Here is a 16,103-nt window from a genome sequence, read left to right as displayed (position 1 = left end):
ACTTCGATAGGGATAATTTTCAATTTTGGGGACTTGTTAGACAGTCTCATTATCTGGTAGCAGTTTACACAGCACCGGATCGTTTTTGATACGCTCCAGTTCCTCCTGCACAATCTGCTTCACCTCTTCCTTGATGCGCCGGTAGTTCGCCTGCACCGTTTCCTTCATGCGGTCGTTGCCGTCCTCGTCCGTGAAGTTTGTAATGACGGGAATTTTCTTGTAGGCACTTTCTTCCCGTTTCACCTTTTCGGCATCCACCACAATCTCGCAATGAAAAATCTTCTGCTCGATACGCTCGTTGAAGTTGTCGGATACAGAACCGACAAACATTCCCTGCGTAAGCCCGGAAATCTTACTCGGTGGAATGAGCGCGTCCATCTGCGTGTTGATGGAGGTGGAAACATCCTGCCGGTTGATGGAGATGGACTGCCGTTTCTGCAACACCTTACCGAACCGCTCGGAGAGCGTCTTGGCTGTTTCCCCCACCACCTGACCGGAGAAAATATTGCCGACAGTGTTCATCACCACTTTCGCCTCTTTGTCCCCGTAGTCACGCACTAACTGGCTGAAATCCTGAAAGCCCAGACACACGGCAACCTTGTTGCTTCGGGCGGTAGCTATAAGATTGTCCAACCCTTTGAAGTATATTGTGGGCAACTCGTCGATGATGACCGATGACTTCAGCATCCCCTTCTTGTTGATGAGCTTCACGATACGGGAATTATACAGACCGAGTGCCGCACCGTAGATATTCTGACGGTCGGGATTGTTACCCACGCAGAGGATTTTCGGCTCTTCGGGATTGTTGATGTCCAGCGTAAACTCGCTGTCTGACATCACCCAGTAGAGCTGCGGTGAAATCATCCTCGAAAGCGGGATTTTTGCCGACGCTATCTGACCCATGAGCTGCTCCGCAGCCCCTCCAAGCCACGCATCCATGAACGGCGAAAGGTAGTTCTCCAGCTCCGGATAAGAGGTCAGTATCGGAAATATATCCTCGTAACGGCGGTTCAGAAACTCGATAGCATGGGGAAACGTGCAAAACTTCCCGTTCTGATAGATTTTGAGATACCAGATAATACTGGCAAACAGAATGATAGGTGACTCCACGAAGAAGTCGCCCTGCTTTTGCACCCACGTTTTATTGAGGTTGAGCATTATTGTGTAGGCACTCTCATAGGCATCCGTAATATCTTCCATAAAATCCGGGTGAATGGGATTGCACCGATGAGAGCGTCGCGGGTCGTCGAAGTTGATCACATAGAACTTCGGCTTTACCTTGTAGCCGTCCGGGTGGTTCAGCAAATGGTTGTAGGCAATAGTAGATAGGTCGGGATACTTGAAATCGTAGATGTATTGACTAAAGCCCTTTTCAATCTGTTGCTTGATAAAATTGTTTACCACGGCATAGGACTTGCCGCTGCCCGGCGTACCCAACACGATGGACGCACGGAAGGGATTAACTACATTGATCCAACCGTTGTTCCAGCGTTTCCTGTAATAGAAACGTGTCGGCAGATTGACCGAATACTCGCTTTCGATAAGCCTCGTTTCCTGCATGAAACTCTCGTTCTCGTTGTTGAAAACATCCTCCATCAAATTGTGTTTCAACAGGCGGCTCATCCACAGACCACCCATCAACAGGCAGACATAGCCCGTTCCAATGGTAAGGACATACAGTCCCGTCACCGCTTCAAGCGGCAGCGGCAGGGGCAGCAACCACCAGTTCAGGAAAAACAGCACGAACCCGACGGCAAATGCTGTCCAGATTCTCCCCCAAGTGATTTTCTCACCCTTGACACCCTTCGTACCCAGACAGGACAAGGCAAGCAAAAGGACGGAAAACAGCTTCGTGTAGAGAATGGAATGGAACAGCCCCGCCGTGCGGTCGAAGTTCAGAAGGATTTTGTCCACCACGCCGATGTTCACGCCCCACAGCCGGATGGCTTCGTAGCAGAACCAGTACACGTTCATGACCACTAAAATGATACTCACGGCACGCAGAAAATCCATGATTTTCGCCAATGCCCTCAAATCGTCTTCTTGTTGTGACATACATTGATTTTTTAATTGTTGATACTCTGATTACATACCCAAGCCCTTGCGTTTTTTCTTCTTTTTGCGCTTCATCGCCCGGATGAAAGCCTCTTCCTCGGCATCTACCGCCGGACCTTCGGGAGTGAGCAAGCCCATACCGCCCGATATATCTTCACTGTCGTAGGCGGTCTGCCCGTGTGCCTTGTCCGCAGCATCCACAGGGATGGATAGCGGTATCGGCGGTTGTCCGGCGTATGGCAGGGTGAAGTGTTCCTGCAAGGCATTCGCCGAAAGCTCCTTACCCATGCGCGAACCGTTCAGCACGCATCCCGTGCGGTGGTCGATGAAGGTAGCCCCATAGATGCGCCCTTCCTCTGTGTAGCGCAGTACGGTGTCGATGCCCTTCTCTTTGAGTTGGGATACAAATTTGTCCTTGTCATAAGTGCCTTGCAGCACGGAAAGGACGGTGCGTTTCGTCATGTCTGCCAGTTTCCTATCCTTGATTTCCGATTTGGAACGGACAAACTTCTTCTGTACGGCTTCATAGCCTGCGGACTTCCCGAAAAGCGAGGATTTGAACGGGTTGCCCACCTTGTTACCCTTGTCGTCCGTGACGGAATAGACCAGCCCGTGATACTCCCGTCCGCGCACGTTGCCCCTCGCTTCCTCCACCGTCATATTATATAAGGAAAGGAGCGCACGGTATTCGCCCATCGTCTGGAAACGGTACTGCCCATTCAGAGCCTTCACGGTGTTGCCTACCTGCTTCTTCACATCACCTGCCGATGCGGCCACCTTGCGCAACGGATTATCCAATCTCTGATTTTTACGTTCTGCCGGATGCAATCCGTACTTCTGTTCCAGTTCCCTGCGGATACGGTCGCTGCGGCGGTAGAGAAAATCCCGGTTGAGCCTTTTCCCGTTCTCGTCCACGTTGACCGTCACGATGTGCAGGTGGTGGCGGTCGATGTCCTCGTGCTTGAATACAAGATAAGGCTGGTTTCCGAAACCGAGTTTTTCCAGATACTCGCGGGCGATATTCTGCAACTCAATATCGGTCAGCACATCCTCCGGGTGCGGGTTGAGAGAGATATGCACCACCGGCTTCTCGATCTTCATCTGCGGTGGCAGGAAGGTGAGAAAACCCTCCATCGCCTTGCCTATGTCCACCGTTCCCGAACCGTCATTGTAGATGCGGTTGGTGGTGAGAAGCCGCCCCTGCGCCTCGTTAATCTTCTCCCCGTTGTAGGCAATCGCGCCGTACAACGAACTTCCTACACTGATTTTTGCGACCATTTTGCCTCCATTTCCCTTGAAAGTTCCACAATCCGGCGGCTCAGTTTCACGAGTTCGACGGTGTGTTGCTCTAATTTGTAGAGCAACGCCATCGCCTTTTTCTCTGAAAAATGCAGCCTCAGTTCCTTCACGACTTGGTTGTAATTCGTACCCACGGCACGGAATTGTGCATGAAAATCCGACAGTTTGGTGTAATAGTCCACCAACGTCTTGTCCACCTTCAGCACCTTGAACGGTTGCCCGAAGAAGTGCGCTTTGAGGAAAACAGACCGTGCATAGACACCCGATTTTCCGAACATGGCGAGGAAACGGTTGTGTTCCTCCTCGTTGAAACGGACGGTGTACCGGTACACCGCCGGATCAAGTTTGGGATTTCTCCCTGATTTGCTTTTCCTTTTCTCTTTCATATTACTTTGGATTTAGCGGATTGACGGCATAAGCCGCCGCTTCGGATTACAGCACCGCAGTTCTGAAAGGCTTCCCGACTTCGGAGGGAAAGCCCGCCCCCTGCAAGGGCAAGTGCTTTTCGTGGCTGCTCAAAATATTTTGAGCGGCTGAAAAGACATCTTGCTATGTTCAGGTGAACATAAAAATCCGTCAGGGGACGGATTGGGAAAATACCTTTCAGGACTCCGGGCCGCGCGTCATCGGCGAACCCTGCTGTCCGGGTGCAAAGTTACGCCCTTAAAGCGGTATCGGACAGATGCTTGACCCGGTCAATGACTGCCAACCGGCGCAACGTGCCGCCACTTGCCGGAGAAGTGATACAGGTTCCAAAATATACTTGTTTATTTGCAGCATGATTCAAGAAACGAACGATTTGAAGATATGATAAACGGAACATTCAAATACCCGGAAATCCGCTTCTTCGGATACTTGCCGAAACGGATACCCGAACCGTCGGAAACCCGGTTCTCCGACAATTCGGTGACGTATGGATTCAATGACTTCATGACGCAATGTCGTCAATCACCATTTGTCCGACGCACCGCTTCACCACAGAACCGGATACGCGACGACCCGCCTGCGTGTGTAGTCACGGAAGCGGATGGTGCGACAGCCAAATCCGTATGGAAACAGAAAAACAAATCATCAACAATTAAAATAAATGGAACTATGAGTAAGGAAATCTTCGTTGCATTCGCAACACAGAAAGGTGGCATCGGCAAATCCACTGTCACGGCACTTGCCGCCAGCTACCTGCACAACGTGAAAGGCTACAATGTCGCCGTCGTGGACTGCGACGACCCGCAGCACAGCATCCACGGGCTGCGCGAACACGAAATGGGGCTTATCGACAGCAGCACCTACTTCAAGGCTCTCGCTTGCGACCATTTCCGCCGGATCAAAAAGAACGCCTACACCATCGTCAAAAGCAATGCGGTGAACGCCCTCGACGATGCCGAGAGGATGATTGCCACTGAGGACGTGAAACCCGACGTGGTGTTCTTCGACATGCCCGGCACACTCCGAAGCAACGGCGTGATAAAGACGCTCTCGCAGATGGACTACATTTTCACTCCGCTGAGTGCCGACCGCTTTGTCGTGGAGAGTACCCTGAAATTCGTCACGATGTTCCGCGACAGGCTGATGACTACCGGACAGGCGAAAACAAAGGGGCTGCATCTGTTCTGGACGATGGTGGACGGCAGGGAGAGGAACGACTTGTACGGCATCTACGAGGAAGTGATAGCCGAAATGGGCTTTCCGGTACTTTCCACCCGCTTGCCCGACAGCAAGAAGTTCCGCCGTGACCTTTCGGAAGAGCGCAAGAGCGTTTTCCGCTCCACCATCTTCCCGATGGACACGGCACTGCTGAAAGGGAGTGGCATCCGGGAGTTTTCCGAAGAGATAAGCGACATCATCAGACCGCAGTGAGCATGGGCAGCAGGAAAGTGAACACGGAAGGCATCGACGAGGAACTGCTGTTAGCCTCCATCGGGCGGCGCACACAGGACGGGACACTGCGCCCCGCACAGGAAGTACCCGCAGCTGCACCGACCGAAGAGGACACCGCCGCACCGGAACCATCTCCTGTGCAACCCGTAACACGGGAAAAAGCGCAGAGGGAAAGTGGACGCCGGAAAAGGCAGGACGAGGACTACAACGAGCTATTCCTGCGCCGCAACGAGATAAAGACCCGCCAATGTGTCTATATCAGCCGTGACGTCCACGGCAAGATCCTCAGAATCGTGAACGACATCGCCGGAGGGGAAATCTCAGTAGGCGGATATGTGGATACCGTGCTGCGCCAGCATCTGGAACAGCACAAGGAGAGAATCAACGAACTGTACAAGAAACAACGTGAAGATCTGATTTGAAAATGGAAAAAGAAATGACACCGAATGAAAAAAGACCACAGCAAGACTGCGGAGGTATGTTTACCCAAGTGCAGGCGAGTGTGGAAATACTGTCGCCTGTCCCGGTAAGCGGCAAATGCAGTGAGAAGGACTATGAACGCCTGTTCATCCGCGACCCGGAAGTAAAGGCACGTGAGGGGAAGATGGCGTATGTGCGCCCGGAGTACCACGAGCGTATCATGCGTATCACCCGTGTAATCGGGCATGACCGGCTTACGCTGTCCGCTTACATCGACCATGTGCTGACGCACCACTTCAACCAGTGCGAAGATGCGATAAAGAGCCTTTATGCCCGAAATTACAATTCAGTATTCTAACCAAAAACGGAAGGATATGAATTACACAATCAGCATGACAGACATTCTGCTGGCGGTATCGGTCGGCTGCAACCTCTGGTTCCTGTTCCTGCTCCTTTACGAGCGCATCATGGACACGCGGATTGTCCGCTTCTTCAAGGGCATTGTCGGATTATGGCGGTCACTGGACGGGAATGAGGCTAAACGCATAGCGGCACACGAGGAAGTCCCTGCGGAAAAGGCGGACATCATCGGCAAGAGCCGTTTCAGGATGGCATCCACCCGGACAACCGCTGCCATACCGACGCAAGAAGCCGCCACTATTGAAAAAGGCATTGAGCTGTCGGAGGAAGAGGCTACTTTTGACGACGGAAAAACGGGAAACGCATCCCGCCCGGCACAAGTCCCGGAGGAAAAACTCGATGAGACCTTCACGAGCATACCGCCGGAGGAACTGGGATACGGGGACGACGAACCGGAAGAGGACGCCTCGGACACGCCACGGGCTTCGGGCAGCAGCTTTGACGAGATTGACGACGCCTGCAAGACCGCCAAAAACCCGGACGCGACACAGGCGGAACGTGAAAAGGCGGCTAAGGTGTTCACCGACATGGAGGGCACGGAGTTGTACGAGAAAATGATGGAAGGCTCTTCGGAGATAGGCATCCGCATCAAGGGGCTTATCGAGATTCGGCTGAAGAAATCTGAAAAGGAGTTCGTCGTGCCGGACAACATCGAGGAGTTCGACATTCGCAACTATGTATGACAACAATAAAAGAAATGAACATGAAAGAATGACATCAACCCACGCGGCGAGGAAACGCAAGGCGCATCCCCATCCGCAACGGACACGCCCACGTCCGTGGAAACAAACGGGCATCCACTAAAACCAAAGTAAAGAAACAAAGTATCAACCGCCCGACAAAGGACCATCCACCCTTTTGACGGCAAAAAACAAGAACAGTTTATGAACAAGAACATCTTGAAAAACAGAAAAGCAATCCTCTCCGCGGCACTTGTCATCGCCGCAACCGCCTCCGCTTTCGCGCAGGGAAACGGCATCGCGGGCATCAACGAAGCCACCTCTATGGTGAGTTCTTATTTCGACCCCGGAACTAAACTGATATACGCCATCGGTGCAGTCGTCGGGCTTATCGGGGGCGTAAAAGTGTACGGCAAGTTTTCATCGGGCGACCCCGACACCAGCAAGACAGCCGCCTCGTGGTTCGGCGCGTGCATCTTCCTGATTGTTGCCGCCACCATCCTGCGCTCATTCTTCCTTTAATAAATAATGTATGGCTGAATACCCAATCAACAAGGGTATCGGCCGTCCGGTAGAGTTCAAGGGCTTGAAGGCACAGTACCTCTTCATCTTCTGCGGAGGTCTGCTGGCTCTCTTCGTCCTGTTCGTCATCCTCTACATGGTCGGTATCGACCAGTGGATATGTATCGGCTTCGGCGCGGCATCGTCCTCCCTCCTTGTATGGCAGACCTTCGCGCTGAACGCCCGGTACGGTGAACACGGGCTGATGAAATTAGGAGCGGCACGGAGCCATCCCCGATACCTTATCAACCGGCGGCGGATAACCCGTCTGTTCAAACGACAACGAAAGGAAGAAAGACAATGAGGAATACATCGAAAATGACAACACTGGAAAACAGGTTCCCACTTTTAGCGGTGGAGCATGGCTGCATCATCTCAAAGGACGCCGACATCACGGTGGCTTTCGAGGTGGAACTACCGGAACTTTACACCGTGACGGGTGCGGAGTACGAGGCGATACACAGTTGCTGGTGCAAGGCTATCAAGGTGCTGCCGGACTACTCCGTCGTCCACAAACAGGACTGGTTCATCAAGGAACGCTACAAACCGGAGCTTCAGAAGGACGACATGAGCTTTTTAAGCCGCTCTTTCGAGCGTCACTTCAACGAGCGTCCGTACCTGAAACACACCTGCTACCTCTACCTGACCAAGACAACAAAGGAGCGTAACCGGATGCAGAGCAATTTCAGCACGCTGTGCCGGGGACATATCATCCCGAAGGAGCTGGACAGGGAAACCACGACCAAGTTCTTGGAAGCCTGCGAACAGTTCGAGCGCATCATGAACGACAGCGGGCTTGTCAGGCTGCGCCGCCTCTCCACCGATGAGATTGTGGGTACTGAGGGAAAGACGGGACTTATTGAACGCTACTTCTCGCTCATGCCGGAAGGTGACACCACCTTGCAGGACATCGAGCTTTCGGCAAGGGAGATGCGCATCGGCGACAACCGCCTGTGTCTGCACACCCTCTCCGACGCGGAAGACCTGCCGGGCAAGGTGGCTACCGACACCCGTTACGAGAAGCTCTCCACCGACCGGAGTGACTGCCGACTGTCATTCGCCTCCCCGGTGGGGCTTCTGCTCTCCTGCAACCATATCTACAACCAGTATGTGCTGATAGACAACAGTGAGGAAACCTTGCAGAAGTTCGAGAAGTCCGCCCGTAACATGCAGTCGCTATCTCGCTATTCAAGGAGCAACAGCATCAACCGCGAGTGGATAGACCAATACCTGAACGAAGCCCATTCCTACGGACTGACCTCGGTACGGGCACACTTCAACGTCATGGCGTGGAGCGACGATGCGGAGGAACTGAAGCATATCAAGAACGACGTGGGCAGCCAGTTGGCAAGCATGGAATGCGTGCCGCGCCACAACACCATCGACTGCCCGACACTCTACTGGGCGGCGATACCCGGCAATGCGGCGGACTTCCCGGCGGAAGAGAGTTTCCACACCTTCATCGAACAGGCGGTGTGCCTGTTCACAGAGGAAACCAACTACCGCAGCTCGCTCTCGCCCTTCGGCATCAAGATGGTGGACAGGCTCACGGGAAAACCGCTGCACCTTGACATCTCCGACCTGCCCATGAAGCGAGGTATCACGACCAACCGCAACAAGTTCGTGCTGGGTCCTTCGGGCAGCGGCAAGTCTTTCTTCATGAACCACCTCGTGCGCCAATATTATGAGCAAGGCGCACATGTGGTATTGGTGGACACGGGAAACTCCTATCAGGGCTTGTGCGGCATGATCCGACGCAAGACAGGCGGAGCGGACGGTGTGTATTTCACCTACACGGAAGATAAGCCCATCAGCTTCAACCCGTTCTACACCGACGATTACATCTTCGACGTGGAGAAGAAGGACAGCATCAAGACCCTGTTGCTGACGCTCTGGAAGTCGGAGGACGACAAGGTGACAAAGACGGAGAGCGGCGAGCTGGGCAGTGCCGTGAGTGCCTATATTGAGCGCATCCAATCCGACCGTAGCATCGTGCCGTCGTTCAACACCTTCTACGAGTATATGCGTGACGACTACCGCAAGGAACTGGCACAGCGTGACATCAAGGTGGAGAAGTCCGACTTCAACATCGACAACATGCTCACCACCATGCGGCAGTATTACCGGGGCGGGCGTTACGATTTCCTGCTCAACTCCACGGAGAACATCGACCTGCTCGGCAAGCGGTTCATCGTCTTCGAGATAGATTCGATTAAAGAAAACCGCGAACTGTTCCCCGTCGTGACCATCATCATCATGGAAGCCTTCATCAACAAGATGCGGCGGCTGAAAGGCGTGCGGAAACAGCTTATCGTGGAAGAGGCTTGGAAGGCCCTCTCATCGGCGAACATGGCTGAATATCTGCGCTATATGTATAAGACGGTCAGAAAATATTACGGCGAGGCAATCGTGGTGACGCAGGAGGTGGACGACATTATCAGTTCTCCGGTGGTCAAAGAGAGCATTATCAACAACTCGGATTGTAAAATCCTGCTTGACCAAAGGAAATATATGAACAAGTTCGACCAGATACAGGCGTTGCTCGGACTGACGGAAAAGGAGAAGTCGCAGATACTCTCCATCAACATGGCGAACAACCCTTCACGGCTCTACAAGGAGGTGTGGATAGGCTTGGGCGGCACGCAGTCGGCGGTCTATGCCACGGAGGTCAGCGCGGAAGAGTATCTGGCGTACACCACCGAGGAAACGGAAAAAGTGGAGGTTTACCGTCTGGCGGAGAAGCTGGGCGACGACATCGAAGCCGCCATCCGGCAGCTTGCCGAAAGGCGGAGAAACAAGGAATAACTAAAAAACAGAATGTATCAACCAAAAAAGAAAAACGCGTATGAATTTACCAAAAGTGAAAATGCTGCAAGTCAGCAAGTGCCTTATCGGATTGGCGGTCATGATGCTGCAATCCTGCGACGTGGCCGACAACCGCCGCGACATGCTGTGCGGGAACTGGGAGAGCGTGGAGGGAAAACCTGACGTGCTTATCTACAAGGAGGGCGAAGCCTACAAAGTGACGGTGTTCCGTCGTAGCGGTCTGCGCCGCAAGCTCAAGCCGGAAACCTATCTCTTGCAGGAGGAGAACGGCAACCTGTTCATGAACACCGGCTTCCGCATCGACGTGTCCTACAACGAGGCCACGGATGTGCTGACTTTCTCGCCAAACGGGGACTATGTGCGGGTGAAGCCGCAGCCGGGACATCCGACCGAAGAATAACAACCACTAAAATCCAAAGTAACATGAGAACAAGAATAACAATGATTATCTGCCTGTGCCTGCTTTTCGCGGGCAGGGCAAGCGCACAGTGGGTCGTAAGCGATCCGGGCAATCTAGCGCAGGGCATCATCAATGCCTCCAAAAACATCATCCATACCTCCAAGACCGCCACGAACATGGTGAGCAACTTTCAGGAGACGGTGAAAATCTATCAGCAGGGCAAGAAGTATTACGATGCCCTCAAATCGGTGAACAATCTGGTCAAGGACGCCCGCAAGGTGCAGCAGACCATCCTGATGGTGGGCGACATCACAGACATCTATGTGAACAGTTTCCAACGGATGCTCCGTGACGGGAATTTCAGACCCGAAGAGCTTTCCGCAATCGCTTTCGGCTACACGAAACTGCTGGAGGAAAGCAACGAAGTGTTGACGGAACTCAGGAACGTGGTGAACATCACCACGCTCTCCATGACCGACAAGGAGCGCATGGACGTGGTGGAACGCTGCCACTCGAAGATGAAGCGTTACCGCAACCTCGTGAGCTACTACACGAACAAGAACATCTCCGTGAGTTACCTGCGTGCGAAAAAGAAGAACGACCTCGACCGCATCATGGGGCTGTACGGGAACATGAACGAAAGATACTGGTAGCCTATGAAGTTCGACAACCTTCATCAGATTTTACGTTCACTTTATGAGCAGATGATGCCGCTGTGTGGGGACATGGCTGGTGTGGCGAAAGGCATCGCCGGGCTGGGTGCGCTGTTCTACGTCGCCTACCGGGTATGGCAGTCGCTGGCGAGAGCTGAACCGATAGACGTATTCCCGATGCTCCGTCCTTTTGCCATCGGTCTGTGCATCATGTTCTTCCCGACTGTGGTGCTGGGCACGATAAACAGCATCCTCTCACCCGTCGTACAGGGCACGGCAAAGATGCTGGAGGCGGAAACGCTGGACATGAACCGATACCGGGAGCAGAAGGACAAACTGGAATACGAGGCGATGGTACGCAACCCCGAAACCGCCTACCTCGTGTCCAACGAGGAATTTGACAAGCAACTGGAGGAACTCGGCTGGTCGCCCTCCGACATGGTGACGATGGCGGGAATGTATATCGACCGGGGAATGTACAACATGAAGAAGAGCATCCGCGACTTCTTCCGCGAGATACTCGAACTGCTGTTCCAAGCCGCCGCCCTCGTGATAGACACCGTCCGCACCTTCTTTCTCGTGGTGCTGGCGATTCTCGGTCCGATAGCCTTCGCCCTGTCGGTATGGGACGGTTTCCAAAACACGCTCACGCAGTGGATATGCCGCTATATACAGGTCTATCTGTGGCTACCGGTATCGGACATGTTCAGCACCATACTGGCGAAGATACAGGTTCTGATGCTGCAAAACGACATCGAGCGGATGCAGGCAGACCCGAACTTCTCGCTGGATTCGAGCGACGGGGTGTATATCGTATTCCTCTGCATCGGCATCATCGGCTACTTTACCATTCCCACCGTTGCGGGCTGGATTATCCAAGCCGGAGGCATGGGCGGTTACGGTCGCAACGTGAACCAGATGGCGGGACGAGCCGGAAGCATGGCGGGCAGCGTGGCGGGTGCAGCCGCAGGAAACGCAGTCGGACGTGTCGGCAAATTGCTGAAATAATCAATGTGCAATCATAAATTGGAAAATATAAATGGAATTCAAATCACTTAGAAACATCGAATCGTCGTTCAGGCAGATACGCCTGTTCGGTATCGTCTTCCTCTCGCTGTGCGCCGTGGTGACGGTGTGGAGCGTGTGGAACTCCTACCGTTTCGCAGAGAAGCAACGGGAGAAAATCTATGTGCTGGACAACGGCAAGAGCCTGATGCTCGCCTTGTCTCAGGATTTGTCGCAGAACCGCCCGGCGGAGGCACGGGAACATGTGCGCCGTTTCCACGAGATGTTCTTCACGCTATCACCTGAAAAAAGCGCGATTGAACACAACGTGAAACGTGCCTTGCTGCTGGCGGACAAGAGCGTGTACCACTATTATTCGGACTTCGCGGAGAAGGGGTACTACAACCGCATCATCGCCGGGAACATCAACCAAGTGCTGAAGGTGGACAGCGTGGTGTGCGACTTCAACGCCTATCCCTACCGTGCCGTGACCTACGCCACACAGAAAATCATCCGGCAGAGCAACGTCACCGAGCGCAGCCTCGTGACCACCTGCCGCCTGCTGAACGCATCGCGGTCGGATGACAACCCGAACGGTTTTACCATCGAGGGTTTCACCATCATTGAGAACAAGGATTTACAGACTATCAAACGGTAACAGGACATGAAAAGTATCAGAAAATCAATGTGGGGCATGTATTGGAAACTCCACGACAAACGGAAACGCTTGGCGGCAAGTCTCAAAGGGTATCTGGACGGCTTGCCGCCGGAAACACGCCGCCGCATCGTGCTGGGGATGTTCGCCGCCTTCGCGGTGCTTGCCCTTTACACCTTCGGCAGAGCCGTCTATGACATCGGCAGGAACGACGGCTCACATATGGAAACGGGACACGCCGGACGGGTGGAACTGCCGACCCCGGCGGAAACAGGCAATCACTTAACACCTTATTTATATGGAACAGACAAAGAATGAACCGACGAAAGAGAACAAAGCTGCTCCCGAAACGGGGAAACCGAAAAAGGAGCGCGAACCGCTGACAGAGGCGCAACGGCTGAAACGGCAGAAGATGATCGTGCTGCCCGCTATGGTGTTGGTGTTCATCGGGGCGATGTGGCTGATATTCGCCCCGTCCTCCGGCAAGGAGCAACCGCCGGGAACGGACGGATACAACACCGAGATGCCCGACGCTGACAAGGCGAACCGGCAGATTATCGGCGACAAGCTGAAAGCCTACGAGCATGGGGAGATGGAAGAGCGTCAGGAGAGCCGCAACCGTGCCATCGGGCAGCTGGGCGACATGTTCGACCGCGAGATAGCGGGAACGGAGAACGGAGTGGACTTCGACCTCGCCAATCCGGGCGGCAAGGAAGAAAGGGCAAAGCCAGCCACGCCGCAGACCATCCAGTCCTCCGCAGCCGCCTACCGTGACCTGAACGCCACGCTCGGAAACTTCTACGACCAGCCGAAAAACGACAATGCGGAGATGGACGAATTGTTGGAGCGCATCGCATCGCTGGAGTCGGAACTGGAAAGCGAGAGGGGCAAGGCTTCCTCTATGGACGAGCAGGTGGCTCTTATGGAGAAGTCCTACGAGCTGGCGGCAAAGTACATGGGCGGTCAGAACGGAGGACAGCCATCGGCGGAACAGAGGGCAGAGCCAACTACCGTGCAGAAAGGGAAGAAGAACAAGGCAATGCCTATCAGACAGGTGGAGCATCAAGTAGTTTCTTCACTCTCACAGCCTATGAGTAACGCGGAGTTTGTCGCCGCCTTATCGCAGGAACGCAACCGGGGTTTCAACACGGCTGTCGGCACGGCGGAGGTATTGGACAGGAACACCATACCGGCGTGCGTGCATGGGGCGCAGAGCGTGACGGACGGGCAGACGGTAAGGCTGCGCCTGCTGGAGCCTATGGCGGTGGCAGGCAGGACAATACCCCGGGGTGCGGTGGTGGTCGGCACGGGCAAGATACAGGGTGAGCGGCTCGACATCGAGATTACCTCGCTGGAATACGACGGCACGATTATCCCCGTGGAGCTTGCGGTCTATGACACGGACGGACAGCCCGGCATCTTCATCCCGAACTCGATGGAGATGAACGCCGTCCGGGAGGTCGCCGCCAACATGGGCGGCTCGCTGGGAAGCAGCATCAACATCTCCACCAATGCCGGGGCGCAGCTCGCCTCCGACTTGGGCAAGGGGCTGATACAAGGCACGAGCCAGTACATCGCCAAAAAGATGCGAACCGTCAAGGTGCATCTGAAAGCCGGGTACAGGGTCATGCTTTACCAAGAAAAATATTGAAAACAATAAAAATTACCACTAAAATCCAAAAGTAATGAGAAAAGTAATCATCATGTTTGCCCTCGCTATGGGCATCATAACTGCCAACGCGCAGGAGAATGTAACCGTTGAAACGACCAACGGAAGTGAACAACCGACCTTGACGAAGGAGGTCTATCCGCAGAAGGAGGCGGACGGCGACCTATATCACGGGCTGTCACGCAAGCTGACCTTCGACCGCATGATACCGCCGCACGGTCTGGAAGTGACCTACGACAAGACCGTCCACGTCATTTTTCCGGCGGAGGTGCGCTATGTCGATTTAGGCTCGCCCGACCTGATTGCCGGGAAAGCCGACGGAGCGGAGAACATCATCCGTGTGAAGGCTACCGTAAGGAATTTTCCCAACGAAACGAATATGTCCGTCATCACGGAGGACGGCAGTTTCTACACCTTCAACGTGAAGTACGCCGCCGAACCGCTGTTGCTCAACGTGGAGATGTGCGACTTCATCCATGACGGCAGCACGGTGAACCGCCCGAACAACGCGCAGGAAATCTATCTGAAAGAGCTGGGCAGCGAAAGCCCGATGCTGGTGCGCCTTATCATGAAGTCCATCCACAAACAGAACAAGCGCGAGGTGAAGCATATCGGCTGCAAGCGTTTCGGCATCCAATACCTGTTGAAAGGCATCTACACGCACAACGGCTTGCTTTATTTCCACACGGAGATAAAGAACCAGAGCAACGTGCCTTTCGATGTGGACTACATCACTTGGAAAATCGTGGACAAGAAGGTTGCGAAGCGTACTGCCGTGCAGGAGCAGATTATTCTGCCGCTCCGCGCGCAGAACTACGCCACCCTCGTGCCGGGCAAAAAGAGCGAGCGCACGGTCTTCACGATGGCGAAGTTCACCATCCCCGATGACAAGTGCCTCGTGGTGGAATTGAACGAGAAGAACGGCGGCCGTCACCAGTCCTTCGTGATTGAGAACGAGGATTTGGTACGCGCGGGTACCATCAACGAACTTCAAGTACGCTGACCATGAGAAAGTACATCGCAATAATCATCGCGTCGCTTGCCCTTTTTACAGGGCAGGCGCACGCCCAGCGGTGTCTGCCGAAGATGCAGGGCATCGAGGTGAGGGCGGACATGGCGGACGGCTTCAATCTCGGCGGCAAGGACGGCGGGTACAGCTTCGGGGCGGCTCTCTCCACCTACACGAAGAAGGGGAACAAGTGGGTGTTCGGTGGCGAATACCTGTTGAAGAACAATCCCTACAAGGACACCAAGATACCCGTGGCGCAGTTCACGGCGGAGGGCGGCTATTACTTCAAGATACTGTCGGACGCCCGAAAGATTGTTTTCGTCTATGCCGGGGCTTCGGCTCTCGCCGGATATGAGGCGGTAAATTGGGGGAAGAAGGTGCTGCATGACGGCTCCACGCTGCACGACCGGGACGCCTTCATCTACGGCGGTGCGCTGACGCTCGATGTGGAGTGTTACGTGGCAGACCGTATCGCCCTGCTTGCCAACCTGCGGGAGCGTTGCCTTTGGGGTGGCGACACACGGAAGTTCCACACGCAGTTCGGGGTCGGTATCAAGTTCATCATCAACTGAC

General features: G+C 54.1%; 18 protein-coding genes. 15 read left to right on the top strand and 3 right to left on the bottom strand.

All coding sequences use genetic code 11. The features are described from left to right. Window positions 1–36 precede the first annotated feature (36 nt). Genes mobC through mobA form a run of 3 tightly spaced genes read right to left on the bottom strand, consistent with a single transcriptional unit; the run spans window position 37 to window position 3,740 of the window. The gene (gene mobC / locus NQ542_RS09020) at window positions 37–2,055 is read right to left on the bottom strand and encodes a conjugal transfer protein MobC (RefSeq protein ID WP_004291482.1); all 2,019 of its coding nucleotides are present in this window, start codon (window positions 2,053–2,055) and stop codon (window positions 37–39) included. Window positions 2,056–2,085: 30 nt separating this feature from the next. Further along, window positions 2,086–3,333 (bottom strand): conjugal transfer protein MobB, encoded by a 1,248-nt coding sequence (gene mobB / locus NQ542_RS09015; RefSeq protein ID WP_004291483.1) that lies wholly within the window; start codon window positions 3,331–3,333, stop codon window positions 2,086–2,088. After that, entirely contained in the window at window positions 3,312–3,740 is a 429-nt protein-coding gene (gene mobA / locus NQ542_RS09010; RefSeq protein ID WP_004291488.1) for a conjugal transfer protein MobA, read from the bottom strand. Before mobA ends, mobB begins: the two co-directional genes overlap by 22 nt. Before the next feature lie 421 nt (window positions 3,741–4,161). Between mobA and NQ542_RS09005 the strand changes: the two genes are divergently transcribed. The 15 genes from NQ542_RS09005 to NQ542_RS08935 all read left to right on the top strand — a co-directional run bounded on the left by NQ542_RS09005 (window position 4,162) and on the right by NQ542_RS08935 (window position 16,102). Continuing rightward, window positions 4,162–5,211 (top strand): ParA family protein, encoded by a 1,050-nt coding sequence (locus NQ542_RS09005; RefSeq protein ID WP_004291492.1) that lies wholly within the window; start codon window positions 4,162–4,164, stop codon window positions 5,209–5,211. A 2-nt stretch (window positions 5,212–5,213) separates the two neighbouring features. Next, on the top strand, window positions 5,214–5,654 hold the full coding sequence (locus NQ542_RS09000) for a DUF3408 domain-containing protein (RefSeq protein ID WP_004291503.1): 441 nt from the start codon (window positions 5,214–5,216) through the stop codon (window positions 5,652–5,654). A 2-nt stretch (window positions 5,655–5,656) separates the two neighbouring features. Continuing rightward, window positions 5,657–6,010 carry a DUF3408 domain-containing protein gene (locus NQ542_RS08995; RefSeq protein WP_004291505.1) on the top strand — a complete coding sequence of 118 codons (354 nt, stop codon included), beginning with the start codon at window positions 5,657–5,659 and terminating at the stop codon, window positions 6,008–6,010. Between the two features lie 16 nt (window positions 6,011–6,026). Next, window positions 6,027–6,755, top strand: coding sequence for a hypothetical protein (locus NQ542_RS08990; protein ID WP_004304280.1), 729 nt, complete (start codon window positions 6,027–6,029; stop codon window positions 6,753–6,755). A 201-nt stretch (window positions 6,756–6,956) separates the two neighbouring features. Then, entirely contained in the window at window positions 6,957–7,274 is a 318-nt protein-coding gene (locus NQ542_RS08985; RefSeq protein WP_002560983.1) for a DUF4134 domain-containing protein, read from the top strand. 10 nt (window positions 7,275–7,284) lie between these two features. Continuing rightward, window positions 7,285–7,617: a DUF4133 domain-containing protein gene (locus NQ542_RS08980; protein ID WP_004291514.1), complete on the top strand. Its 333-nt coding sequence runs from the start codon at window positions 7,285–7,287 to the stop codon at window positions 7,615–7,617. Next, on the top strand, window positions 7,614–10,118 hold the full coding sequence (locus NQ542_RS08975) for a TraG family conjugative transposon ATPase (protein WP_004291515.1): 2,505 nt from the start codon (window positions 7,614–7,616) through the stop codon (window positions 10,116–10,118). The genes NQ542_RS08980 and NQ542_RS08975 overlap by 4 nt, the downstream gene beginning before the upstream one ends. A gap of 40 nt (window positions 10,119–10,158) precedes the next feature. Continuing rightward, on the top strand, window positions 10,159–10,539 hold the full coding sequence (locus NQ542_RS08970) for a DUF3876 domain-containing protein (RefSeq protein ID WP_004291516.1): 381 nt from the start codon (window positions 10,159–10,161) through the stop codon (window positions 10,537–10,539). A gap of 23 nt (window positions 10,540–10,562) precedes the next feature. Then, window positions 10,563–11,192 (top strand): DUF4141 domain-containing protein, encoded by a 630-nt coding sequence (locus tag NQ542_RS08965; RefSeq protein ID WP_004304283.1) that lies wholly within the window; start codon window positions 10,563–10,565, stop codon window positions 11,190–11,192. Window positions 11,193–11,195: 3 nt separating this feature from the next. Then, the gene (gene traJ / locus NQ542_RS08960; protein ID WP_004291518.1) at window positions 11,196–12,200 is read left to right on the top strand and encodes a conjugative transposon protein TraJ; all 1,005 of its coding nucleotides are present in this window, start codon (window positions 11,196–11,198) and stop codon (window positions 12,198–12,200) included. 31 nt (window positions 12,201–12,231) lie between these two features. Further along, window positions 12,232–12,855: a conjugative transposon protein TraK gene (gene traK / locus NQ542_RS08955; protein WP_004291519.1), complete on the top strand. Its 624-nt coding sequence runs from the start codon at window positions 12,232–12,234 to the stop codon at window positions 12,853–12,855. A gap of 27 nt (window positions 12,856–12,882) precedes the next feature. Next, a complete protein-coding gene (locus NQ542_RS08950; protein ID WP_018697145.1) occupies window positions 12,883–13,170 on the top strand; it encodes a TraL conjugative transposon family protein in 288 nt (95 codons plus the stop codon). Beyond that, on the top strand, window positions 13,151–14,503 hold the full coding sequence (gene traM, locus NQ542_RS08945) for a conjugative transposon protein TraM (RefSeq protein ID WP_004291521.1): 1,353 nt from the start codon (window positions 13,151–13,153) through the stop codon (window positions 14,501–14,503). The genes NQ542_RS08950 and traM overlap by 20 nt, the downstream gene beginning before the upstream one ends. A gap of 34 nt (window positions 14,504–14,537) precedes the next feature. Further along, entirely contained in the window at window positions 14,538–15,524 is a 987-nt protein-coding gene (gene traN, locus NQ542_RS08940; RefSeq protein ID WP_004291522.1) for a conjugative transposon protein TraN, read from the top strand. A gap of 2 nt (window positions 15,525–15,526) precedes the next feature. Further along, window positions 15,527–16,102, top strand: a complete 576-nt coding sequence (locus NQ542_RS08935) for a conjugal transfer protein TraO (RefSeq protein WP_004291523.1) — start codon at window positions 15,527–15,529, stop codon at window positions 16,100–16,102. The last annotated feature ends 1 nt before the right edge of the window (window position 16,103 follow it).

Origin of the sequence: Parabacteroides merdae ATCC 43184 (assembly GCF_025151215.1) — a bacterium.
GTDB classification, from domain to species: Bacteria; Bacteroidota; Bacteroidia; order Bacteroidales; family Tannerellaceae; genus Parabacteroides; species Parabacteroides merdae.
Note: the sequence above shows the minus strand (reverse complement) of the source record. Positions and strands in the feature narration are given on the sequence as shown.